We start from the raw sequence: 21,054 nt of genomic DNA, 5'->3' as shown, positions 1-21,054 counted from the left end.
ACACAAAGGCGGCGAAGACCACTGATCTCCCGGGCTGCCACCGGGACCGCACACGGCACCCCGACCTGGATCCAAACCCACCATTGCCGGAGGCACAGCGGCACCTCAAATGGCGGACGGGTCCAGTTCTGCTTCTTATCGCGGGTCTGTCCGTACAATGAATTGTCGGCCTCTTGCGGCATTCACGTCGACGGGGCGGCCAACTAAGGAGACCCACCATGGGTTTGGGTGAGAAGATCCATAACGCTGCCGAGAAGCTCCACGGCAAGGGCAAAGAAGCAGCAGGCGATGCCACCGGCAACGACCGGCTGAAGGCTGAGGGCAAGGGCCAGCACATCAAAGCCGACCTGAAGCAGGCCGGCGAAAAAGTCAAAGGCGCCTTCAGGAAACACTGATCCACTAGGCCGGAAAACGGGGCTGCAGGCCGGGCGGGCCGCACCCCCGCCTTGGCCACGCCGTAGCCGCACCCCCGCCTTGGCCACGCCGTAGCCGCACCCCGGCTGGATCCTGAGGGCGTCATGGAATCCTTCGCCTGCAGCACAGTGAGGTGTGACACCGGACTTCAGCCCGCCTCAACGGCGGTCAGACGTGGTTGCTGTTCAGGTCGCGGCCGGCAGTGCGTCCGGGATCCGCGGTTTCGTGTTTCCTGCGAAGGTGAACGTCGCGTCCTCGCCCTCGCCATCAACGTCGACCGCGATGATCTCGCCGGGCTTGATTTCGCCGAAGAGGATCTTTTCGGAGAGCTGGTCCTCGATCTCGCGCTGGATGGTGCGGCGCAGCGGCCGGGCACCCATGGCCGGGTCGTAACCGCGTGTTGCCAGGAGAACCTTGGCTGCGGTGGTGAGCTCGATGCCCATGTCCTTGTCCGCCAGGCGCTGCTCCAGGCGGCCGATCATCAGGTTCACGATCTGGATGATCTCCTCCTGGGTCAGCTGGGGGAAGACGATGACGTCGTCTACGCGGTTGAGGAACTCGGGGCGGAAGTGCTGCTTGAGCTCTTCCGTGACGCGGGCGCGCATCCGGTTGTAGCCGGTCTGCGTGTCCGTGCCGGATTGGAAGCCGGTGGCCACGCTCTTGGAGATGTCCCGGGTGCCGAGGTTGGTGGTCATGATGATCACGGTGTTCTTGAAGTCCACCGCCCGGCCATGGCTATCGGTCAGGCGGCCGTCTTCGAGGATCTGCAGGAGTGAGTTGAAGAGGTCCGCATGGGCTTTTTCCACTTCGTCGAAGAGGACCACGGAGAACGGACGACGCCGGACCTTTTCGGTCAGCTGCCCGCCCTCGTCGTAACCGACGTAGCCCGGAGGGGCACCGAAGAGCCGCGACACGGCGTGCTTCTCCGAGTACTCGGACATGTCCAGGGTGATCAGGGCGTCGTCTTCACCGAACAGGAACTCGGCAAGAGCCTTGGCGAGTTCGGTCTTACCCACACCCGTGGGGCCGGCGAAGATGAACGAGCCGCCCGGACGCTTGGGGTCCTTCAGGCCTGCACGGGTGCGGCGGATAGCCCGCGAAACCGACCTAATCGCCTCATCCTGGCCCACCACGCGCTGGTGCAGCTCGTCTTCCATCTTCAGCAGGCGCGAGGACTCCTCTTCGGTGAGCTTGAACACCGGGATGCCGGTGGCATTTGCCAGCACCTCCGCGATCAGTTCCTCATCAACTTCGGAGATGTCGTCCATGCCGCCGGTCTTCCATCCGCGTTCCTTCTCTCTGCGCACGGTGATGAGCTTCTGCTCCTGGTCGCGCAGCGCTGCGGCACCCGCGTAGTCCTGCGCATCCAACGCGGACTCCTTCTCCAGCTTCATGGCGGCGATGCGCTCGTCCATGACCTTGAGCTCCGGCGGGGCGGTCATCCGGCGGATGCGCAGCCGGGCGCCGGCCTCGTCGATCAGGTCGATGGCCTTGTCCGGCAGGAAGCGGTCCGAGATGTAACGCTCGGCGAGGTTCGCGGCGGCGACCAGGGCGCCGTCGGTGATGGTGACGCGGTGGTGTGCCTCGTAGCGGTCACGCAGGCCCTTGAGGATCTCGATCGCGTCGGCCACGGAGGGTTCCTTGACCTGGATCGGCTGGAAGCGGCGCTCAAGGGCAGCATCCTTCTCGATGTGCTTACGGTAGTCATCCAGCGTGGTGGCACCGATGGTCTGCAGTTCGCCGCGGGCCAGCATGGGCTTCAGGATGGACGCAGCATCGATGGCGCCTTCAGCAGCGCCGGCACCCACAAGCGTGTGGATCTCGTCGATGAAGAGGATGATGTCGCCGCGGGTGCGGATTTCCTTGAGGACCTTCTTCAGGCGCTCTTCGAAGTCACCGCGGTACCGGGAGCCGGCCACCAGTGAACCGAGGTCCAGGGTGTACAGCTGCTTGTCTTTGAGAGTCTCCGGCACGTCGCCGCGGAAGATGGCCTGGGCGAGGCCTTCGACGACGGCGGTCTTGCCGACGCCGGGCTCACCGATCAGTACAGGGTTGTTCTTGGTGCGTCGGGAAAGGACCTGCATGACGCGTTCCATTTCGGATTCGCGCCCGATCACGGGATCCAGCTTGTTCTCCCGCGCAGCCTGGGTCAGGTTCCGGCCGAACTGGTCCAGGACCACGGAGCCGGCAGGAGTGCCTTCGGGCTGACCGGGGCCGACGCCGGCGCCGGTGGTTTCCTTGCCCTGGTAGCCGGAGAGGAGCTGGATGACCTGCTGGCGGACCCTGTCCGGGTCCCCGCCGAGCTTGACCAGCACCTGCGCGGCCACACCCTCACCCTCGCGGATGAGTCCGAGCAGGATGTGCTCCGTGCCGATGTAGTTGTGGCCCAACTGCAGGGCCTCGCGCAGGGCCAGCTCCAGCACCTTCTTGGCCCGCGGGGTGAAGGGGATGTGGCCGGACGGGGCCTGCTGGCCCGGGCCGGTGATCTCCTGCACCTGCCCGCGGACGCCGTCGAGCGAAATGCCCAAGGACTCAAGAGCTTTGGCGGCAACGCCCTCACCCTCATGGATCAGACCCAGGAGGATGTGTTCGGTACCGATGTAACCGTGGTTCAGCATGCGTGCCTCTTCCTGGGCAAGCACAACCACGCGACGGGCACGGTCCGTATATCGCTCAAACATTTCACCACACTCCTGGCTGCCGCCTACCTTGATGCTATGTCGCCGCGGGCTCTCGTGGGGGTGTTCGCCGAGAGGCAGGATATTAGAGCGCCAGGAAGGCAGTGTCACTTTCAGAAGTCGTCTGCACGGAATTTCAGAAGTCCTCTGCACTCGTCCCCAGTTGGGGTTCCCGTGCGCACAATCCGGAGGCTGAGCGAGAACTTTTCCGGGTGGGGCAAATGTCGCACGTGGATCCTTCGCCGACAGAGGCAGTGCCCGCCCCGCGCGGCCGCAGGTTTCGCTGTCCGTTGGAGGGCCCGCCCTACTGGAAGGGTGTCCAGAGGATCACGGGACCTGGGGATGCAGGGTGCTGGTGGGTCGTAGTGCGATGAGTGGAACGGAAAGTTCCGAGCTGTTCTCGGTCGTCTTGAATGATTCTGTAGTAGCCGACGAGTCTTCGGCTGATTCTCAGCGAAGTCACCGTCCGTGGACTGCAAATGGGTGCCTGTGATCTACCCGCAGTATGCGCCGGTGGAGGCGCTGTGCACCAGCTTGGCGTACTTGGCGAGAACGCCCTTGGTGAACTTGGCCGGAAGCGGCTCCCAGTCAACCTTCCTGGCATCCAGCTCTGCCTCGTCGACCAGCAGGTCGAAGCTGCGTGCAGCGATGTCCACACGGATCCGGTCCCCGTCCTTGACAAAGGCAATGGGTCCGCCGTCCACCGCTTCCGGTGCAACGTGGCCAATGCAGAGACCGGTGGTGCCGCCGGAGAAGCGGCCGTCGGTCAGGAGCAGGACGTCCTTGCCCAATCCGGCACCCTTGATGGCGCCGGTGATGGCGAGCATTTCGCGCATGCCAGGCCCACCCTTCGGGCCTTCGTAGCGGATCACCACCACGTCGCCCTTGTGGATGGCGCCGTTGTCCAGTGCGTCCAGGGCACCCTGCTCGCGTTCGAACACGCGGGCGGTGCCTTCGAAGACGTCGGCGTCGAAGCCGGCGCTCTTGACCACGGCACCTTCGGGCGCCATGGAACCGTGCAGGATGGTGATGCCGCCGGTCTTGTGGATCGGGTTGTCCAGCGCGCGCAGGATCTTGCCGTCCAAGTCCGGCGGGTTGATCGCGGCGAGGTTCTCGGCGAGGGTCTTGCCCGTAACGGTGAGGCAGTCGCCGTGAAGCAGGCCGGCGTCGAGCAGCGCCTTCATGATGACCGGAACGCCGCCGATCCTGTCCACGTCGGTCATGACATAGCGGCCGAACGGCTTCAGGTCGCCCAGGTGCGGGATCTTGTCGCCTATGCGGTTGAAGTCATCGAGTGTCAGCTCAACCTCAGCCTCGCGGGCGATGGCCAGCAGGTGCAGAACCGCGTTGGTGGAACCCCCGAAGGCCATAGTGACGGCGATGGCATTTTCGAACGCCTTCTTGGTCATGATGTCGCGGGAAGTGATGCCGAGGCGCAGCAGGTTGACCACTGCTTCGCCGGACTTGCGGGCAAACACATCACGACGGCGGTCCGCCGAAGGAGGGGCGGCCGAGCCGGGGAGGGACATGCCCATGGCCTCGCCGATGCAGGCCATGGTGTTGGCGGTGTACATGCCGCCGCAGGCGCCTTCGCCGGGGCAGATGGCGCGTTCGATGCGGTCAAGGTCACCCCTGCTCATCTTGCCGGCGGCGCAGGCGCCGACTGCCTCGAAGGCGTCGATGAGGGTGACTTCCTTTTCTGAGCCGTCCTCGAGCTTGACCCAGCCGGGCATGATGGAGCCGGCGTAGAGGAAGACGCTGGCGAGGTCCAGGCGGGCAGCTGCCATCAGCATGCCCGGCAGCGATTTGTCGCAGCCGGCCAGGAGGACCGAGCCGTCGATCCGCTCGGCCTGCATCACGGTTTCCACCGAGTCGGCAATGACTTCGCGGGAGACCAGGGAGAAATGCATGCCCTCGTGGCCCATGGAAATGCCGTCAGAGACGGAGATGGTGCCGAACTGCATCGGGAACCCGCCGCCTGCGTGGACACCTTCTTTGGCGCTCTGGGCCAGCCGGTTCAGGGACAGGTTGCAGGGAGTGATCTCGTTCCAGGAACTTGCCACGCCAATCTGGGGCTTGGCGAAGTCGTCGTCGCCCATGCCGACCGCACGGAACATGCCACGCGCGGGGGCCGCGTGGATTCCATCGGTAACCACCCGGCTGCGGGGTTTGAGGTCCACTAAATTTGATGGTTCCATTTCTTTGCTCCGGTCTTGATTTCAGGCTACGTATCGCTCTGAACGCGTTGGGTAATGGAACGCTTCGAGGTTTGGGCAGGGTCAAGGGTTGCAATATTCGCAAAAACGCGGGTCAGCGCGTGGTGGGTCAGTTAAGTCGCGAGTGTAGCGGTGCACACAGGTGAGGCATCCATGAATCTCACCGCGGGTCTCGCTCGTTGGCTCGCCGCAGCCCGTGCACGGGAGTCCTGCCACTCGCTCCACTTTCCAGAATCCCGGGGTGCCGCAGGCCGGACATCTGGAGCGAAGCTTCTGTGCAAGGTCTTCGGCCGCGAGACGGATGGTTTCCATGCGCGTCGGATTGGCGTTGGCACGCATGTCTGTCTCGAGAAAAACCCTGCCCTTGGCCGATCGGGCCAGCGCCCTCGAAAAGGCGAGCTCCAGCTCGGGCCAGGCGGCGATTCCCTTACGGATGTGGGGGTCGTGCTCGCCGTCCGGGCGAACGACCAGATGGTGTTCGGGGAACTTCGATTCACGGGCGAACGTTTGGGCCTCCGCCCAGTCCGCCGTCAGCAGGTGGAAGAAATTCGTCTTGCCTTCGGCTATTCCAACGACCTCCAGCTCGCGCTCACGATCGATCCAGATCATGAGTTCGATGTTCCAGGGGAACATCCCCATGTACGGATCCGGGCCAAACGAACCCTCGTTGGCGATACCCAGCGGCAATCCCGACAATTCCATGCCCACCTGCGCCTTCCTGCGCGCAGCCTCGAGCTGTGAGCCGGCGCGGGGGACCTCGCGGGTGAAAGTACCGAGCCGATCCGTGTCGTAGCCCGTGACGTGTTCGAGCCGGCAGCCGAGCGCACCCTCGAGCACCGGGACGATCACCCGCTCCTTGCCATGCTGGGTAAGCAGAGAAATCTGTTCACCGGAATAGACGGAAAGCGGGGTTGAATTGCCGGACTCAGTGCTGATCACAACTGACCTTTCACTCCAGGGGGAACGACTGGGAACCGCAGGTTTGCGGGATGAGTGGCACATCCAGTGACGGCTGCTGCTCCTGCAATTTTCCTCACCCCCATGCCGACGTCTTTCACGGCACACCTGTCATGTGCACGCGATGAGGTGGAAAAGTCTCGGTGGCCGTCCCGCAACCGCAGATGTTACGTACCAGAATACATGAATTGTGGATCATGAATCATATGGCGTGTATTAATGGGACTGCCGGCATACCGGTGGCGTCGAACGGATTACAGCCAAACGATGCAGGTACGGGCCATTGACCGCGCTCCGGTTTCACAACAGCTGGAAACGAACAAGAGAGTCACCGCATGATCGATCCCATCATCCTTTTCTTCCTGCTTGGCGCCACGGCGGGCCTCCTGCGTTCGGAGTTGCGTCTACCGGCTGCGATCTACGAGTTCGTCAGCATTGTGCTGCTGCTGGCCATCGGCCTCAAGGGCGGTATCGAACTGGCCAGGCAGCCTTTCGGCAGCCTGCTGCCGCAAATGCTGGCCGTGGTGGCGCTGGGCTTCTTCCTCTCGCTGGCTGCCTTCCCCGTGCTGCGCTACCTGGGCCGCTTCAAACGCGCGGATGCCGCTTCCATCGCCGCCCACTACGGCTCGGTGAGCGTAGGCACCTATGCCGTGGCCGTCGCCTATCTCGGCAGCCGCCAGATCGCGTTCGAAGAGCACATGCCCCTGCTTCTGGTGTTGCTGGAAGTGCCGGCCATTATTGTGGGAATTGTCCTGGCCCGGGGTCTCTCTCGAGAGACCCGGTGGAAGTCGGTCGCCCACGAGGTTTTCCTCGGAAAAAGCATTGTGCTGCTCCTGGGCGGGCTGCTCATCGGCTGGGCGGCCGGGCCGGATGGGCTGTCGTCGATTGAGCCGTTGTTCTTCGATCTGTTCAAGGGAATCCTGGCCCTTTTTCTGCTGGAGATGGGGCTGATTACGGCAACACAGGTAGGAAGCCTGCGCCGATACGGACCCTTCCTGATGGCCTTTGGAATTGGCATGCCGCTCTTTTCGGCCTTGGTGGGGACCGGGCTAGGCTGGGTGCTGGGCCTCTCCATCGGCGGTACAGCCGTTCTTGCGACACTGGCGGCGAGTGCTTCATACATCGCGGTGCCGGCGGCCATGCGCATTTCCGTGCCGGAAGCCAACCCCACCCTGTCACTGGCCGCCTCGCTCGGGATCACATTCCCGTTCAATGTCCTGCTGGGCATCCCGATTTACCACGCCCTCGCGGTGTGGGCACATACTTTCGCGAAAGGATGAGACTGATGCAAAGCCATACACGCAAGCTGTTGACCGTCGTCACCGAAGCCGTACTTGAGGGCACTCTCGTTCGGGACATCGACCGGCTCAATGCCCACGGATACACCATCACCGACGCGCGCGGCAAAGGCCACCGCGGCGTCCGCAGTGCCGGCTGGGAAGCGAACAGCAACATCCGCATCGAGGTGGTGTGCGACGAAGAGACGGCAGACGCGATTGCCGCCTACCTCCAGGAGCACTACTACAAGGACTACGCCATGATCCTATTCGTGAGTGACGTAGACGTTTTGCGGCCGGAGAAATTCTAGGCCCGCCCAGATCGGGCCGCCAGCACCGGGCAAAGGAGCCAACGGTGGCCGGAGTGCCGTGGCTTCAGCTCCGAGGGCGCACGACCAGGACCGGGCAGTCCGCATGCCGGACGCACTGGTCACTTACGGAGCCGAGCAGCATCCCGACGAGCCCGCCATGACCGCGCAATCCGACAACCAGCATGCGGGCGTCCCGTGAGATGTCAATGAGGCTTTTGGCTGCGCTGGAGTGAACGACCCTGTAGCTGACGGAGAGCGTGGAGTATCTGTCGACCCTCGTGTGCACATCCCGCACGAGCTCCCCATATACGGCCGCGGCATACTCGTCAAAGGACGACACGTACCCAAACTCCCAATCGGGCGGGCGAGGGGCAGCAGCGAGAGACCAGGCCCGCACGATGACGACAGCGACCTGCAGCTGGTCCGCGAGCCCAAGAGCCGTGGCCAATGCATAATCTGCACCGTCAGATCCATCATGCCCGACCACGATGCTGTTGCCCGGTGCCGGATTCAGTCCATCAACCGAATTTTCATGGCTCACTGATGGTTCTCCATGCTATCGGAGGTCGCAACAACGCCGGCTGCCGGCAGGCGATGGCCCCGCGGCCGAGGGCCAGGCGATTCACTGCTGAGGCAATGCGACGGGTCCGCCCGGACTGAGAGCCGCCGGCCCGGTAGGTCATTAAGACAGTTTCAAATGTGACTCCGGTGTGGTCCAAGGCCTGGTGCCCGAGGCGCTCCAACCGGAGCATCTCCTGTTGCCTGCGTGCGGTGACGAGCCGGACCAGGGCGGCGTCGGTTGTGAAGCCCAAACGGGGCCGGGCGAGAGCGATCAGTAGGCGGGCCCCGGCGCTGCGCGCCTGTGCGGCCGCCGCGGCCAGAATGTCAGCGGCGTCGGACTCGGCCACGACAACGAGATACACCGGCCCTGCGGAATCCGCGGTGGTGGCGGGAACACCGGCTGGAGGTGGCGGTCTGACATGTGCCTCTCGATTATTCAAGAGCGAGCTCCTTCCGGACCGACAGCTCGGCCGTGCCGAAGACACTGCAGCCGGCCAGCCCGCCACCCAATGCAGGTAACGTATGATTCAACTAATGAACTGAGATTAGCGAACTATAGTTCAGGTGTCTAGGGTTGGGGGGTGGATTCCGGGACGAGGACCGCGAGGAGTTCGTCCAGTTCGTGGCCGGCATCGATGGGATGGCGGAAGGGGCGGCCGGTGGCGACGGTGTAGCTATTGCGCCGGCCGGCACGGGTTCTGGTGATATAGCCGGCCTCCACAAGGTCGGCAGCTATCTTTTGCGCAGCACGCTCCGTAACCCCCACCCGGGTGGCCACGTCGCGCATCCGGATCTGCGGGTCGCGGGCGATGGTGAGCAGGACGTGGGCGTGGTTGGTGAGGAACGTCCATCGCGTCTCGCTGCCGGGCGCGGGGGGTGTCTTTGATTCAGAATCCTGGGTTGCCATTTCAAGGACAATAGTCCATCGGGTCCGCAGGCGCCCGGTCGATGTCCGGGAGCGCGCGCCCCGGGTCCCGCAGCCGTGTGGTTCGCGTTCGGGCGCCGTTCCATTTGCCTCAGGGAAAACGCCTAATCAGTCTCAGTTGACGACAGGAAAGGTCTACGATGCTCGAAGTCAGTGCGCTCCGCTGGACGCTCACCATTGGACTTATTCTTGGGTTGCTCGCCCTGGATCTTGGACTGGCGGCTGTGCGGCCGCACGTTGTCAAGTTCCGCGAAGCCGTAATCTCATCCGTGCTGTACATTGCAGTGGCCATAGCTTTTGGACTGGTTTTCGCCGCCCAGGTGGGCTGGGACTTCGGCGCAGAATACTTCGCCGGTTATATCGTCGAGAAAAGCCTGTCCATAGACAATCTCTTCGTCTTCGTGATCATCATGTCGACCTTCGCCGTCCCCGAGAAGTACCAGCAGAAAGTCCTGATTTTCGGCATAGCACTGGCCCTGGTCCTGCGCGCGATCTTCATCGCCCTGGGCGCAGCACTGCTCCAGCTGTTCTCCTTCATGTTCCTGATCTTCGGTCTGGTGCTGATCGTGACAGCCGTTCAGCTATACCGGCACCGCAACGCCGACCCGGATGTGCACGACAATGTGATGGTCCGTGTGGCCCGCCGCGCCCTGACCGTCACAAAGGACTACGACGGCGGGCGGATGTTCACTCGCAGCGCCGGCCGCCGGGCGGTGACGCCGCTGTTCATTGTGCTGCTCGCAATCGGCAGCACCGACCTGCTGTTCGCGCTCGACTCGATCCCGGCTATTTTCGGTATCACCGCCGAACCGTACATCGTCTTCACCGCCAACGCCTTCGCCCTGCTAGGGCTGCGGGCACTGTTCTTCCTCGTTAAGGGGCTTCTGGACCGCCTGGTCTACCTCTCCACAGGTCTGGCGCTTATTCTGGCATTCATCGGCGCGAAACTGGTTCTGCACTGGGGGCACGGCATCGATGGCCGCGTGCCGGAGATCAGCACCAACATCAGCCTCATCGTCATCGCAGTCGTCCTAACAGTGACCACAATCGCAAGCCTGATCAAGGTCCGCAGGGACCCCACCGCACGCGCCCACTCCGGCTCCCTGACAGCGGCGGACCCGTCCGATGCAGACCGGACCGGCTGACCAGGCATATGAACTCGTTGGCCATCGGCGGAACAGTTTAGCGGCGGCTGACACTACGTGCCCTGCTCGAAGCAGCAGATTTGACGAGCCGCCTGCGGGGATCCAAATACCTGCTCCATTGCCTGCTTTACCCGCCTCTGGCCCCGATCAGTCCAGTGCTGCGGTGGCCAGCAGCACTCGGAGCCGGGGTAGCATGCTGGGCACCGAGCATGCGAGTGACGGGCCCGGCCATCCGCCGGCGGACCCGCTCGAAAACCTCCATTCCAAAATTGGTTCCGCATGTCTAGCCTCTTGAGAGGACCTTTGCCCCGTCCGGGCGCAGTTCGCCGGTGGGTGACACGTGCCGGTACAGGGTCTGCCGGGTGATGCCGAGTTTGGTGCAAAGGTCACTGACTTTGGTTCCAGGCTGGCCCATGGAAGCCTTAGCGAGACGGAGTTTCGCTGGGGTCATCTTGTAGGGACGTCCCCCGTTCCGGCCCCTGGCGCGGGCGGAGGCGAGGCCCGCGAGTGTGCGTTCGGAGATCAGTTCGCGTTCGAATTCAGCGAGGGCGGCGAAGATCCCGAAGACCAGCTTCCCGGAGGCGGTCGTGGTGTCGATGGCCGCCCCCTGGCCGGTGGAGGACCTTGAGTCCGATGCCGCGCTCGGTCAGGTCGTGGACGATATTGACGAGGTGGCGCAGATCACGGCCGAGCCGGTCGAGTTTCCAGACGACCAGGGTGTCTCCATGACGCAGGGCTTTCAGGCAGGCTGCCAGCTGCGGCCGGTCCCCCTTCTTCCCTGAGGCCCTGTCCTCATAGAGGGACTCCGCGTCGATGCCGGCCGCGAGGAGTGCATCGCGCTGCAGATCGGTGGTCTGGGATCCGTCGGCCTTTGAGACGCGCATGTATCCGACGAGCACAGGAGTCCTCCTCTGGGGAGCGCCTTGGCGATCTGGATTCAGGTTCGCGCCGTGCAGCTCGAGCACGATCGGCTGCTGGCGGCCGGGGTACCGGTGATCCGTAAGCCGCAGCAGGAGCCGTGGGGGCTGGTGGAGATGTGGATCGCGGACCCCGACGGAGTGCGCATCGTGCTCGTTGAGGTTCCGAAGGATCACCCCCTGCGGCGCGACCAGCGGTGATCATTTTTTCTCTCGCGGGCGGCCGTCCCGACGGCATCCTTTGCAGTGGATACGGATGTTCGAAGGGCCGGGTCTTAGCATTGGGCAGATGAAGGTTAGTAAGGTCCACGGACGCTCAGGGCGGAAACTGCAATGACCGGTGACAGGGATCGGGATGCTTCAAGGCGCCCGCGGCAGGCCCGGCCCCGTGACGCTCTTGGGCGGCCGCGGCCGTACGGAAGCGCTGGCGTCGAGCCGGTCTCGGAGGAGCCGCTGCCGCCGGCGCAGACGTTGGTCTCGGCCCGGAGCCTGGTGGAAGCTGGCCGGCCCTTCGCCGCCCATGAGGTACTCGAGGCCCGCTGGAAAGCCGGGCCGGCCGAAGAACGCAACCTTTGGCAAGGTCTCGCCCAGATCTGCGTCGGGCTCACCCACGCCGCCCGGGGGAACAGCGTTGGCGCGCACCGGCTCTTCGAGCGCGGTGTAGCCCGACTCGAGGAGTACGGTTCCGGCGAAGGGCCGACCTACGGGCTCGACCTGTCCGCCGTTGTGAGCTGCGCACGCGATCGGATGCGCACCGGCCGCTGAGCTGGCGACCAGCATCCTCGCGGCAGGCGGCGGAGGCAACCCGGTGCCGATCGTGGCCGGAAGCGCCATCCTGGGGCGGCCTAGGATCGTCGTCGGCGTCCTGATCAATGTCGTGCGTTGGAGCCGCCAGACCGGGACCAGTGGGTTTGGCTGTGCGGGGACACTGGCTCTTTCGCTCGGCGGGGTGCTGTGGAACGATGTCTACATGAGCCAGCACCAACAGGACCATGCGGTACACGCTTCAGGACAGCGGGGGATACCGACAACCCGTCAAGTACTCGAAGCGGGCCGCCGTCGCCGGGATGCTGAGGAGAACCTCGAAGAACACCAGCGGCAGGCCCGGCACGAGTCCGTCACCGACAGCGCAGACGGCGGCTCGGGCGGCACCTCGGCTGCCAGAGAGTAGGAAACGACGCACTGATTCTGCTCCACCGCGGTTTTGACAGTTGTGACGAACGGCGGATGGGGGGGCCGTGACGGGCTGAAGCCCTGGCCTGGCTGTCTCGAAAATCGGACGGTGCCGGCGCTGAATCCCGCAACGAGCAAGGACGGGGATGCCGGTCCCGGCGCCGGGACCAATGCCTCTGGCATTGCAGCGCGTCCGGGGGGACAGTAAATTCAGCGCCGGTGCAACCGCTGCCTCGGCGGTGACCGGAGGACTCAAGATGATGTATTGGGACGGTAATATGGGCGGCTGGGGCTACGTCCTCATGACTATCAGTTTCGTGTTGTTCTGGGGCGCTGTCATCGCCGTCGTCGTTCTGCTGGCCCGAGCCCTCGGACCCGGCAACCGGAGCCATAACCTGAGCTTAGGCCATGGATATGCGGAGAATCTGCTGGCCGAAAGGTTTGCCCGCGGAGAAATCGACGAGAACGAATACACCGCCAGGCTCGACGTGCTCCGACGCGGCCCCCGCAGATGACGCTTAGCCTTTTTACACCCGTAACCGAGCCGCCTGCTAGGACGCGGGTGCCGCTGCCCCTATCGCCGGCCGGAAGCTGCTAGGTAACCGGGCCATGGACATCCGCCTTGTACCGCAAGTGCTGGTCCGGCGCGCAGCCTGGCGGCCACGGGACAACTGGGATCCGCCCCGTATCAAGGAACACCAGGAGCGGGCCCTGCAGGATCTGCGCGATGCTGCCTATATGGGATCGGCGTTCTACCGCCGTCATCACGCAGGTTTGTTTGATGCCCCCCTGGATCAACTGCCGCCTGTGACCAAAGCGGACCTGATGGAGAACTTCGACGACGCCGTGACTGCACGGGGACTCACACTTGCCGCCGTTGAGGACCATCTGCTGGCCCTGACACAGGGGGGAGACCCGGGAATACCGTGGAAGGGACGCTGGTGGGCGGCAGCGACAGCCGGAACCACCGGGCGGCGCGGAACGTTCATTTGGAACCGCTCGGAGTGGGCGACCGTCCTGGCCTCCTATGCACGCGCCTACGACTGGGCCGGAATCCCGGCCGGCTTCGGCCGACCCCTGAAGGTGGCCCTGGTCAGTTCCCTCGTGCCCACCCACCAATCCGCTGTAGTCGGCGCTTCGCTGCGTTCCGCGCTGGTCCCCATGCTCCGCCTCGACGTCACCGCCCCGATGCATGAGACCGTGGCCGCGTTGAACGGCTTCCAGCCCCGGGTGCTTGTCGGATACGCCTCGGGCCTGTTGCCCCTCGCCGCCGAACAGCTCACCGGCCGCCTCCGCATCTCACCCCAGGGGGTGATGTCCGCCTCGGAGGTGCTGACGCCGCAGGCGGCGGCGGACCTTGAAGCAGCGTGGGGAACGGCCCCATTCGATGTCTATGCCGCAACTGAAACCGCCGGGATCGCTTCCCCCTGCGAATACCGGAACAGGCACATCTATGAAGACCTGCTCATCATCGAACCCGTGGACCAGTCCGGCAAAGCGGTGCCGCCGGGAACCACCGGGGCCAGGATCCTGGTCAGCGTCCTGTTCTCCCGGACCCTGCCGCTGATCCGCTATGAGATGTCCGACTCCATCAGCCTGGGCGGCCGCGGCTGCCCATGCGGACGGTCTTTTGCCATGCTGGAAAATATTGAAGGGCGGCTTGAGGACATCCTGCAGTTGCCAGGCAGGCAGGACACGGTGAACATCCACCCGATTGTGTTCCATCACGTTCTGGACCAGGCCTCCTCCTCCGGATGGCAGGTCATCCAGGAGCCATACGGCTTGCGGATACTCGTCGCGGGCCTTACTCCGGGGACCTCCGCTGAGGGGGTACGGGCAGCAGTGGCAGGCGCGCTCACCGCGGCAGGCGCTGCCCAGACTCCGCTGGAGGTAAGGGTGGTTGAACACGTGGAACGGACACTGCTGGGCAAGGCACCGTTCGTCCGCGCCTTGGCGGCCGGCAGGGACCGGCCATGACCCAGTCTCCAACCGCTTCCGCGGCATTGTCCCCCTTTGACGCTGTGATCTTTGACCTGGACGGCGTCGTGACGGACACAGCCTCTGTGCATGAGGCAGCATGGAAGCAACTCTTCGACGCGGTGTTGCAGGATCCGCGGATTCCCGTGGAAGCACAGAAGGATGCGTTCAGCACGGGTGATTACCTGAAGTACGTGGATGGCAGGCCCCGGGAAGACGGCGTGGAAGCCTTCCTTGCGTCCCGAGGCGTCACCCTGCCCGCAGGCAGCCGTGCGGACGCCGCCGGGAACTGGTCGGTACACGGCCTGGCCAAATTTAAGGACCAGCTGTTTAAGGAAAGGCTGAGACGTGACGGCGTAAGGACCTTTCCGGGAACAGTCGCACTGATTGAAAGGCTCCGCTCGGCAAGGATCCCTGTGGCTGTAGCGACGTCAAGCCGCAATGCATCCGCAGTCCTGGCAGCGGCAGGCCTCTCGGGCTCTTTCGACCTGGTCATGAACGGTGTCATCGCCGGCGAGTTAGGACTTCCCGGCAAACCTGACCCTGCGGTGTTCCTCGAAATCGTGCACCGCCTGGGAGTCCCGCCCGCGCGTGCAGTGGTGATAGAAGATGCCATTGCCGGTGTGGAGGCGGCACGCAGCGGCGGCTTCGGCCTGGTCGTTGGCATCGATAGGGCGGACAGGAGAGCAGAACTGGAGGCGGCGGGAGCCGACGTCGTACTGACTGACGTAGGCCAACTGGATCTGGGCCGGGTCCTCACCGACCCATGGCGCCTCAACTATGAGGGCTACGATCCCGCCCATGAAGGACACCGGGAGGCACTGACGACGCTCGGGAACGGGTATCTGGCTGTCCGCGGTGCCGCTCCCGAGAGCCGGAAGAGTGAAGTCCACTATCCCGGAACGTACCTAGCCGGGGTCTACAACCGACTGATAAGCAGGGTGCAGGGCGAGGATGTCGAAGATGAGCATATGGTGAACGCGCCCAACTGGCTGGTGCTGGACGTCCGGCTGGACGGAACGGACTGGTGGTCAAGGGGCGGCCTGAAGATTCTCCGGGAACGGCGGGTGCTCGACATGCGCAGGGCCACCCTGGAACGGGAAGTAATGCTGGAGGCATCAGACGGGCGCCGGTTGGCAGTGGGCCAGAAAAGGTTCGTGTCGATGGCCCAACCACACCTGATGGCCCTCAGGACATCCCTCACGGCTCTGGGCTGGAGCGGGTCCGTAGTGATCCGCAGCGGAGTGGACTGCGGCATCACCAACGAGAACGTGCCGGAAGATGCGCTCCTGGCCCACCATCACCTAGTCAGGCTGGAGGTATCGGACCCCGCCGAACCGATCGCGATAGTTGAAGTGGAAACCAGCCAAAGCCACATCAGGATCGCCACCGCGTTGCGCACGGAAATCTCCGGACAGACCGGCAACGGCGATCCCGGTGACGAGGAGGGGTTTAGTTACCGCTCGTGGAAACTTCAGCTGACCGACGCCGAGCCGGTGGTGGTCACCAGGACTGCGGCCATGGTCACCTCCCGTGACCGGGCAGTTTCCTCGCCGGCACTGGCCGTGGAGAACGTGCTGAAGACCGCCGGCCAAACCTTTGAGCAATTGCTCTCCGAACACGAGGACGCCTGGAGGAGGCTGCTGAGCCTGTTCGCCATCGATATCGACGGCAGCCCACAGGTGCAGCTGATCCTGAACCTTCATGTTTTCCATCTGCTTCAGACGCTGAGCCCGCACACCGCTGAACTGGACGCCGGCGTCCCCGCGCGCGGGCTGCACGGGGAGGGCTACCGTGGACACATCTTCTGGGACGAGCTCTTCGTCCTGCCCCTCCTCACCTCAAGGATGCCCTCCGTAGCGCGCTCCGTCATCAACTACCGGTGGCGCAGACTTCCGGCAGCCCGGGAAGCCGCCGCCGCATCAGGGCTCCACGGAGCGCTCTTCCCCTGGCAGAGCGGAAGTGACGGGAGGGAGGAAACCCCCCGCTGGCTCTTCAATCGGCGCTCCGGCCGGTGGGTACCGGATTACTCCCATCTTCAGCGGCACGCAGGCCTCGCTGTCGCCTTCAACGCCTGGCAGTATTTCCTGGCCACGCAGGACAGGGAATGGCTACTGCGCCACGGCGCCGAACTGATCCTGGAGGTGGCACGGCTCGTGACCTCCATGGCCGAATACGACCAGGCAGCGGACAGGTTCCATCTTCGGGGCATCATGGGTCCGGATGAATATCACACCGGCTACCCGGACAACCTCGGCGCAGGGCTTGACGATAACGCGTACACGAACGTCATGGCCGCATGGGTATGCGCCCAAGCCTGTGGGATCATGACACTGCTCCACGGTCACGACCTTGAGGACCTCCAGGCATGCCTCACGATAGAGCCTTCGGAAATCGCAAGTTGGCGACACGTCAGCAAACGGATGTTCGTACCGTTCCACGAAGGCATCATCAGCCAGTTCGCCGGATACGAAGAACTCCAGGAACTGGACTGGGAGCACTACCGGAACGCCTACACAAACATCGAACGCCTGGACCTGATCCTCGAAGCCGAGGGAGACAGCACGAACCGGTACAGGCTGGCCAAACAGGCTGACGTCCTCATGCTGCTCTACGTCCTTGGCGAGAAGGAATTGACGCTCTTCCTGGCCGGGCTGGGTTATGAAGTGTCCGCCGCGCAGCTCGAAGAGACGGTCGATTATTATCTGGCACGCACGGCGCACGGCTCCACCCTCAGCCGGGTGGCCCACGCCTCAGTGTTGGCGTCAAGGGACCCGGACCGGGCCTGGAGTACCTTCCGTGAAGCCCTCGCAGCTGATCTTGACGACACGCAGGGCGGCACCACACGGACAGGTATCCACCTTGGCGCGATGGCAGGAACCATCGACGTTGTGCAACGAAGCTTTGCCGGCCTCAGGATGACCAGTGACGCGCTCCTATTCTCTCCGAAGATGCCCAAAGGGATAAGAAAGGTGTCATTCCATGTCCGCTACCGGGATCATTTGCTCGCAATCAACCTCGAGCACGGGAAATTGACTGTCTCAGCAGCTCCCGGGGACGCTCCCGCCATCCGCCTGCAGGTCGGCTCCGAACAGGTCCTTCTGGGCGCCGGCGAAACACGGCAATTCCCGCTTGATGCAGGCTAAGAAAAAGTCAGGACGACGGCGGGAATCACCTACGAAGCGGGTTCTTCCGCCCGGGGGGAGTGCACCACCAGGACAGGACAGTGCGCATGGGCGACGCAGGCGGCGCTGACCGACCCGAGCAGCAGGCCGGCAAAACCGCCATGCCCGCGGCGTCCGACCACAAGCAGAGAGGCGCGCCTGCTTCCATCAACCAACGACGTCCGTGCCGATCCGTGGACGAGCCTGGCACTGACATGGCGGGGACGTTCGGGGCCAAAGGCTTCCCCGAGTGCATGCTCCAGGTTCTCCTCCGCTTCGCGGGCGAAACCTTCCACTCCCATGGCCAGGTAACCTTCGTAACCCGCCGGATACTCCCAGCACCCCCAAGCTTCCAGGCGGGTCCCAAGGGCCAGCGCCAAGCGAGACCCCTGGCGCAGTGCTTCGATGGATGCGTCAGAACCGTCCACGCCGACGATGACCTTCTCCTCAGCGGCCTTGGCCATAATCTTCTCCTCGCGGACCCTACGTGCACAGGCTTCCTCAAAGCATGTACCCGGCGGTTAAGGACGAACAGGGTCCAAGGTCACGACGCCGGCACAGCGTCCGCATCAACGTCCCGGACCCCACCATGACCTTTGGCCCTAGACGCTACGGCCCACCTGGTGAAGCCTGTCAACGAACCAGACTTCGGCGAATTTGGAGTAGCAGTGACGCAACAAGGGGGTCCGCCCCGATTCGGACTGGATGCAACCGGTCTGAGTTCTGAACGCGCCGCAGCATTGCTCAGGGAGTCGGGGCCAAACGTTCTTCCCACCGCGAAGCCGGTACGGCAGTGGCGGAAGCTCCTGGGCGAGTTGACGCATTTTTTTGCACTGATGCTGTGGTGCGCCGCTGCACTTGCCTTCGTCGGAGGCCTCCCGGAGCTTGGTGTTGCTATCATCGTGGTGGTCGTCGTCAACGGGATTTTCGCCCACATCCAGCAGGAACGTGCCCAGCACGCGGCCGCAAAACTGCGCGCGCTGCTGCCCGCTGACGTCTCCGTCCGCCGGGACGGACACATCCAGAGGGTTCACACCAGTGAACTGGTCCCGGGTGACGCCGTGGTCCTGACAGCAGGTGACCGGGTGCCCGCCGACGTCGTCCTGACTGTTGCCTCCGGCTGTGCAGTGGATGAGTCAATGCTGACAGGCGAGAGTGAAGCGGTAGCTAAGGCCAGCGGCGACAGCGCCTGGGGCGGGACGTTCCTCGTCAACGGAGACGCAGACGCGGTAGTGTCCCACACAGGTGGAAACACGCGGCTTGCCGGAATCTCCGCGCTGACCAGTGGAACAGTATCTCCGCCGACACCGCTGGCCCGTGAGCTGCGCCGGATCGTCCACATCATCGCGACGGTAGCACTGGCCGTCGCCGGGTTCTTCTTCCTCGTGTCCTTGTTGGTAGGCATCCCTTGGCAGGGCGCTTTCCTCTTCGCCATCGGCGTCGCCGTTGCCCTGGTCCCCGAGGGGCTCCTGCCGACCGTCACTCTCTCACTGGCGATGGGGGCCCAACGGATGGCGGCGCGGAACGCCTTGGTCCGCAATCTGGAGGCCGTGGAAACTCTGGGATCCACCACTTTCATCTGTACCGACAAGACAGGAACCCTGACGCAGAACCGGATGAACGCCGTCGAAGTCTTTACAGCCGACGGCCGTGCGAAGGTGACGGGGGAGGGTTACCAGCCGGAGGCCGACATAGAGGGAACCGGGATCTCCGCGGCCACCAGGACCGCGCTCGCGGCACGGGCCGCCTCCCAGGGCAGGGCTGTCCTCCACGGAGTTGAGTGGAGGACGGCGGGGGATCCGATGGAGGCTGCCATTGACGTTCTGGCGCGCCGTCTTTCCGGGTCCGCTCCCGTAGATGCGATGCCTGCGCGGCGGTTCGCGTTTGATCCCCGCCGTCGGCGTGAATCGGCCATTGTCGGCGCCACCCTCTTTGTTAAAGGGGCGCCCGAATCGGTCCTGGCGCTCTGCGGAGAGTCCGCAGGCGCTGCGGCGGAAGAAGTTGAAGCGATGGCTTCCCGGGGGCTGCGGGTCATGGCGGTCGCGATGCGTGAGCTGCCCGGTCCGGTGCAGGACTGGCTGGGGCGCCTTCCCGAGGAGGCTGAAGTGGAGCTCACCCTGCTGGGGCTGATCGCCCTCCACGACCCGCCCCGGCCCGGCGTGGGGGAGGTGATCCAGACTGCCCGCGAAGCCGGGATCAGGGTCGGGATGATCACAGGCGACCATCCCGCCACGGCTGCGGCGATTGCCCGGGAAATCGGTCTGATGGGATCCCCGGAACTGGTTCTGGAAGGATCGCAGTTTCCTGAGGACGAACAGATCCTTGGCGCCTTGCTGGACCGGGATGGCATTGTGGTGAGCCGGGTCTCGCCGGAACAGAAGCTGCGGGTGGCCAAGGCGCTGCAGAGCCGCGGCCACGTCGTGGCCATGACAGGCGACGGCGTCAACGACGGTCCCGCGCTGCAGGAGGCCGATATCGGGGTGGCCATGGGACTCAGCGGAACTGACGTTGCCCGTGAAGCTGCCGATCTGGTGCTCCTGGATGACCACTTCGCCACGATCGTCGCAGCCATCGAACAGGGCCGGACCACGTACTCCAACATTCACCGCTTCCTGACCTACCACCTGACAGACAACGTTGCCGAACTGACGCCCTTCGTCATCTGGGCACTGTCCGGCGGCCAGTTCCCGCTCGCCCTCGGTGTACTGCAGATCCTCGCCCTCGACATCGGCACCGACCTCCTTCCCGCCCTCGCCCTAGGCGGCGAACCGCCAGGAAGAGGTGTGCTGAAGCGGCCACCCGAAAGACGGCATCTGATGGACCGCCGGCTGATGTTCCGGGTGTTCTGCGTGCTGGGTCCCGTGGAAGCGGCCATGGAAATGACGGCGTTTTCCGTGGTGCTGTTCGGCGGCGGGTGGACGCGCGGAGACCCGCAGGATGCCGATCTGGTGATGGCGGCGTCCGGAGCAGCCTTCACCGCCGTCGTGCTTGGCCAGCTGGCCAATGCTTTCGCCTGCCGCAGCGCCACCCTGCCGCCCTGGAAGCAGGGCTGGCTCACTAATCGCCTGCTGCTCTGGGCGGTGCTGGCAGAAATCGGCGCTTTGGCCGTGTGCCTTTACGCAGTGCCTGTTTCCGCCGTACTTGGACACCTCCCGCCGCCGCTCCTCGGGTTCGCCGTTGCGGCTTTGGCTGTTCCCGCGGTGCTGGCAGCCGACTGGGCTTACAAGAGGCTAAGACGGCACGGAACAAAAGCCGGATAGCACCCTTCTCACGCCGGAGTCCGCAGGACCAAAGCCTCTGCTGCTGCCGCGGCTGACCCGGGAGGATCGAGCCATGAAT

Annotated in this window: 18 protein-coding genes and 1 pseudogene; 11 read left to right on the top strand and 8 right to left on the bottom strand. The window is 64.2% G+C overall.

What is annotated here, in order from left to right; all coding sequences use genetic code 11:
* Positions 1 to 218 precede the first annotated feature (218 nt).
* Complete coding sequence (locus tag NG701_RS16490; protein WP_252568856.1) at positions 219 to 395, top strand: CsbD family protein; 177 nt, start codon at positions 219 to 221, stop codon at positions 393 to 395.
* 204 nt (positions 396 to 599) lie between these two features.
* On the opposite strand, the gene NG701_RS16485 is transcribed toward NG701_RS16490, so the two are convergent.
* From NG701_RS16485 to NG701_RS16475, 3 genes are all read right to left on the bottom strand, one after another.
* Entirely contained in the window at positions 600 to 3,095 is a 2,496-nt protein-coding gene (locus NG701_RS16485; protein WP_252568855.1) for an ATP-dependent Clp protease ATP-binding subunit, read from the bottom strand.
* 491 nt (positions 3,096 to 3,586) lie between these two features.
* Positions 3,587 to 5,290: a dihydroxy-acid dehydratase gene (ilvD, locus tag NG701_RS16480; RefSeq protein WP_252568854.1), complete on the bottom strand. Its 1,704-nt coding sequence runs from the start codon at positions 5,288 to 5,290 to the stop codon at positions 3,587 to 3,589.
* An 81-nt stretch (positions 5,291 to 5,371) separates the two neighbouring features.
* Complete coding sequence (locus NG701_RS16475; protein WP_252568853.1) at positions 5,372 to 6,247, bottom strand: DUF6671 family protein; 876 nt, start codon at positions 6,245 to 6,247, stop codon at positions 5,372 to 5,374.
* Positions 6,248 to 6,600: 353 nt separating this feature from the next.
* Here NG701_RS16475 and NG701_RS16470 point away from each other — a divergent pair, with 353 nt between their 5' ends.
* Complete coding sequence (locus NG701_RS16470) at positions 6,601 to 7,545, top strand: sodium-dependent bicarbonate transport family permease (protein ID WP_252568852.1); 945 nt, start codon at positions 6,601 to 6,603, stop codon at positions 7,543 to 7,545.
* A gap of 5 nt (positions 7,546 to 7,550) precedes the next feature.
* Entirely contained in the window at positions 7,551 to 7,853 is a 303-nt protein-coding gene (locus tag NG701_RS16465; protein WP_252568851.1) for a P-II family nitrogen regulator, read from the top strand.
* 64 nt (positions 7,854 to 7,917) lie between these two features.
* Here the strand turns inward: NG701_RS16465 and NG701_RS16460 are convergent, their stop codons facing one another.
* The 3 genes from NG701_RS16460 to NG701_RS16450 all read right to left on the bottom strand — a co-directional run bounded on the left by NG701_RS16460 (position 7,918) and on the right by NG701_RS16450 (position 9,321).
* Entirely contained in the window at positions 7,918 to 8,394 is a 477-nt protein-coding gene (locus tag NG701_RS16460; protein WP_252568850.1) for a universal stress protein, read from the bottom strand.
* A complete protein-coding gene (locus NG701_RS16455) occupies positions 8,384 to 8,854 on the bottom strand; it encodes a hypothetical protein (RefSeq protein WP_252568849.1) in 471 nt (156 codons plus the stop codon). The genes NG701_RS16460 and NG701_RS16455 overlap by 11 nt, the downstream gene beginning before the upstream one ends.
* 128 nt (positions 8,855 to 8,982) lie before the next feature.
* Complete coding sequence (locus tag NG701_RS16450; RefSeq protein ID WP_252568848.1) at positions 8,983 to 9,321, bottom strand: helix-turn-helix transcriptional regulator; 339 nt, start codon at positions 9,319 to 9,321, stop codon at positions 8,983 to 8,985.
* A gap of 158 nt (positions 9,322 to 9,479) precedes the next feature.
* Between NG701_RS16450 and NG701_RS16445 the strand changes: the two genes are divergently transcribed.
* Entirely contained in the window at positions 9,480 to 10,484 is a 1,005-nt protein-coding gene (locus NG701_RS16445) for a TerC/Alx family metal homeostasis membrane protein (protein ID WP_252568847.1), read from the top strand.
* Between the two features lie 283 nt (positions 10,485 to 10,767).
* Here the strand turns inward: NG701_RS16445 and NG701_RS16440 are convergent.
* Positions 10,768 to 11,383: pseudogene (locus NG701_RS16440) on the bottom strand (recombinase family protein).
* 24 nt (positions 11,384 to 11,407) lie between these two features.
* Here NG701_RS16440 and NG701_RS16435 point away from each other — a divergent pair.
* From NG701_RS16435 to NG701_RS16410, 6 genes are all read left to right on the top strand, one after another.
* Complete coding sequence (locus tag NG701_RS16435; RefSeq protein ID WP_252568846.1) at positions 11,408 to 11,602, top strand: VOC family protein; 195 nt, start codon at positions 11,408 to 11,410, stop codon at positions 11,600 to 11,602.
* Positions 11,603 to 11,734: 132 nt separating this feature from the next.
* Positions 11,735 to 12,166, top strand: a complete 432-nt coding sequence (locus NG701_RS16430) for a DUF309 domain-containing protein (protein ID WP_252568845.1) — start codon at positions 11,735 to 11,737, stop codon at positions 12,164 to 12,166.
* Positions 12,167 to 12,371: 205 nt separating this feature from the next.
* Complete coding sequence (locus NG701_RS16425; protein WP_252568844.1) at positions 12,372 to 12,572, top strand: hypothetical protein; 201 nt, start codon at positions 12,372 to 12,374, stop codon at positions 12,570 to 12,572.
* Between the two features lie 259 nt (positions 12,573 to 12,831).
* Positions 12,832 to 13,089, top strand: a complete 258-nt coding sequence (locus NG701_RS16420) for an SHOCT domain-containing protein (protein WP_252568843.1) — start codon at positions 12,832 to 12,834, stop codon at positions 13,087 to 13,089.
* Between the two features lie 94 nt (positions 13,090 to 13,183).
* Complete coding sequence (locus NG701_RS16415) at positions 13,184 to 14,551, top strand: phenylacetate--CoA ligase family protein (protein ID WP_252568842.1); 1,368 nt, start codon at positions 13,184 to 13,186, stop codon at positions 14,549 to 14,551.
* A complete protein-coding gene (locus tag NG701_RS16410) occupies positions 14,548 to 17,697 on the top strand; it encodes a beta-phosphoglucomutase family hydrolase (protein WP_252568841.1) in 3,150 nt (1,049 codons plus the stop codon). Before NG701_RS16415 ends, NG701_RS16410 begins: the two co-directional genes overlap by 4 nt.
* A 29-nt stretch (positions 17,698 to 17,726) precedes the next feature.
* Here the strand turns inward: NG701_RS16410 and NG701_RS16405 are convergent, their stop codons facing one another.
* Positions 17,727 to 18,179, bottom strand: a complete 453-nt coding sequence (locus tag NG701_RS16405; RefSeq protein WP_252568840.1) for a universal stress protein — start codon at positions 18,177 to 18,179, stop codon at positions 17,727 to 17,729.
* 237 nt (positions 18,180 to 18,416) lie between these two features.
* Between NG701_RS16405 and NG701_RS16400 the strand changes: the two genes are divergently transcribed.
* A complete protein-coding gene (locus NG701_RS16400; RefSeq protein ID WP_252569462.1) occupies positions 18,417 to 20,975 on the top strand; it encodes a cation-translocating P-type ATPase in 2,559 nt (852 codons plus the stop codon).
* Positions 20,976 to 21,054 lie beyond the last annotated feature (79 nt).

The sequence above is a fragment of the Pseudarthrobacter cellobiosi genome (genome assembly GCF_023913815.1).
Taxonomy (GTDB): domain Bacteria; phylum Actinomycetota; class Actinomycetes; order Actinomycetales; family Micrococcaceae; genus Arthrobacter; species Arthrobacter cellobiosi.
This window is presented reverse-complemented; position numbering and strand designations above follow the sequence as displayed.

What these genes read in the sequence shown, in the direction of transcription:
- NG701_RS16490 (WP_252568856.1), top strand. Translation starts at nt 219, where the DNA reads ATGGGTTTGGGTGAGAAGATCCATAACGCTGCCGAGAAGCTCCACGGC.
- NG701_RS16485 (WP_252568855.1), bottom strand. Translation starts at nt 3,095, where the DNA reads ATGTTTGAGCGATATACGGACCGTGCCCGTCGCGTGGTTGTGCTTGCC.
- ilvD (WP_252568854.1), bottom strand. Translation starts at nt 5,290, where the DNA reads ATGGAACCATCAAATTTAGTGGACCTCAAACCCCGCAGCCGGGTGGTT.
- NG701_RS16470 (WP_252568852.1), top strand. Translation starts at nt 6,601, where the DNA reads ATGATCGATCCCATCATCCTTTTCTTCCTGCTTGGCGCCACGGCGGGC.
- NG701_RS16465 (WP_252568851.1), top strand. Translation starts at nt 7,551, where the DNA reads ATGCAAAGCCATACACGCAAGCTGTTGACCGTCGTCACCGAAGCCGTA.
- NG701_RS16450 (WP_252568848.1), bottom strand. Translation starts at nt 9,321, where the DNA reads ATGGCAACCCAGGATTCTGAATCAAAGACACCCCCCGCGCCCGGCAGC.
- NG701_RS16445 (WP_252568847.1), top strand. Translation starts at nt 9,480, where the DNA reads ATGCTCGAAGTCAGTGCGCTCCGCTGGACGCTCACCATTGGACTTATT.
- NG701_RS16430 (WP_252568845.1), top strand. Translation starts at nt 11,735, where the DNA reads ATGACCGGTGACAGGGATCGGGATGCTTCAAGGCGCCCGCGGCAGGCC.
- NG701_RS16425 (WP_252568844.1), top strand. Translation starts at nt 12,372, where the DNA reads ATGAGCCAGCACCAACAGGACCATGCGGTACACGCTTCAGGACAGCGG.
- NG701_RS16420 (WP_252568843.1), top strand. Translation starts at nt 12,832, where the DNA reads ATGATGTATTGGGACGGTAATATGGGCGGCTGGGGCTACGTCCTCATG.
- NG701_RS16415 (WP_252568842.1), top strand. Translation starts at nt 13,184, where the DNA reads ATGGACATCCGCCTTGTACCGCAAGTGCTGGTCCGGCGCGCAGCCTGG.
- NG701_RS16410 (WP_252568841.1), top strand. Translation starts at nt 14,548, where the DNA reads ATGACCCAGTCTCCAACCGCTTCCGCGGCATTGTCCCCCTTTGACGCT.
- NG701_RS16405 (WP_252568840.1), bottom strand. Translation starts at nt 18,179, where the DNA reads ATGGCCAAGGCCGCTGAGGAGAAGGTCATCGTCGGCGTGGACGGTTCT.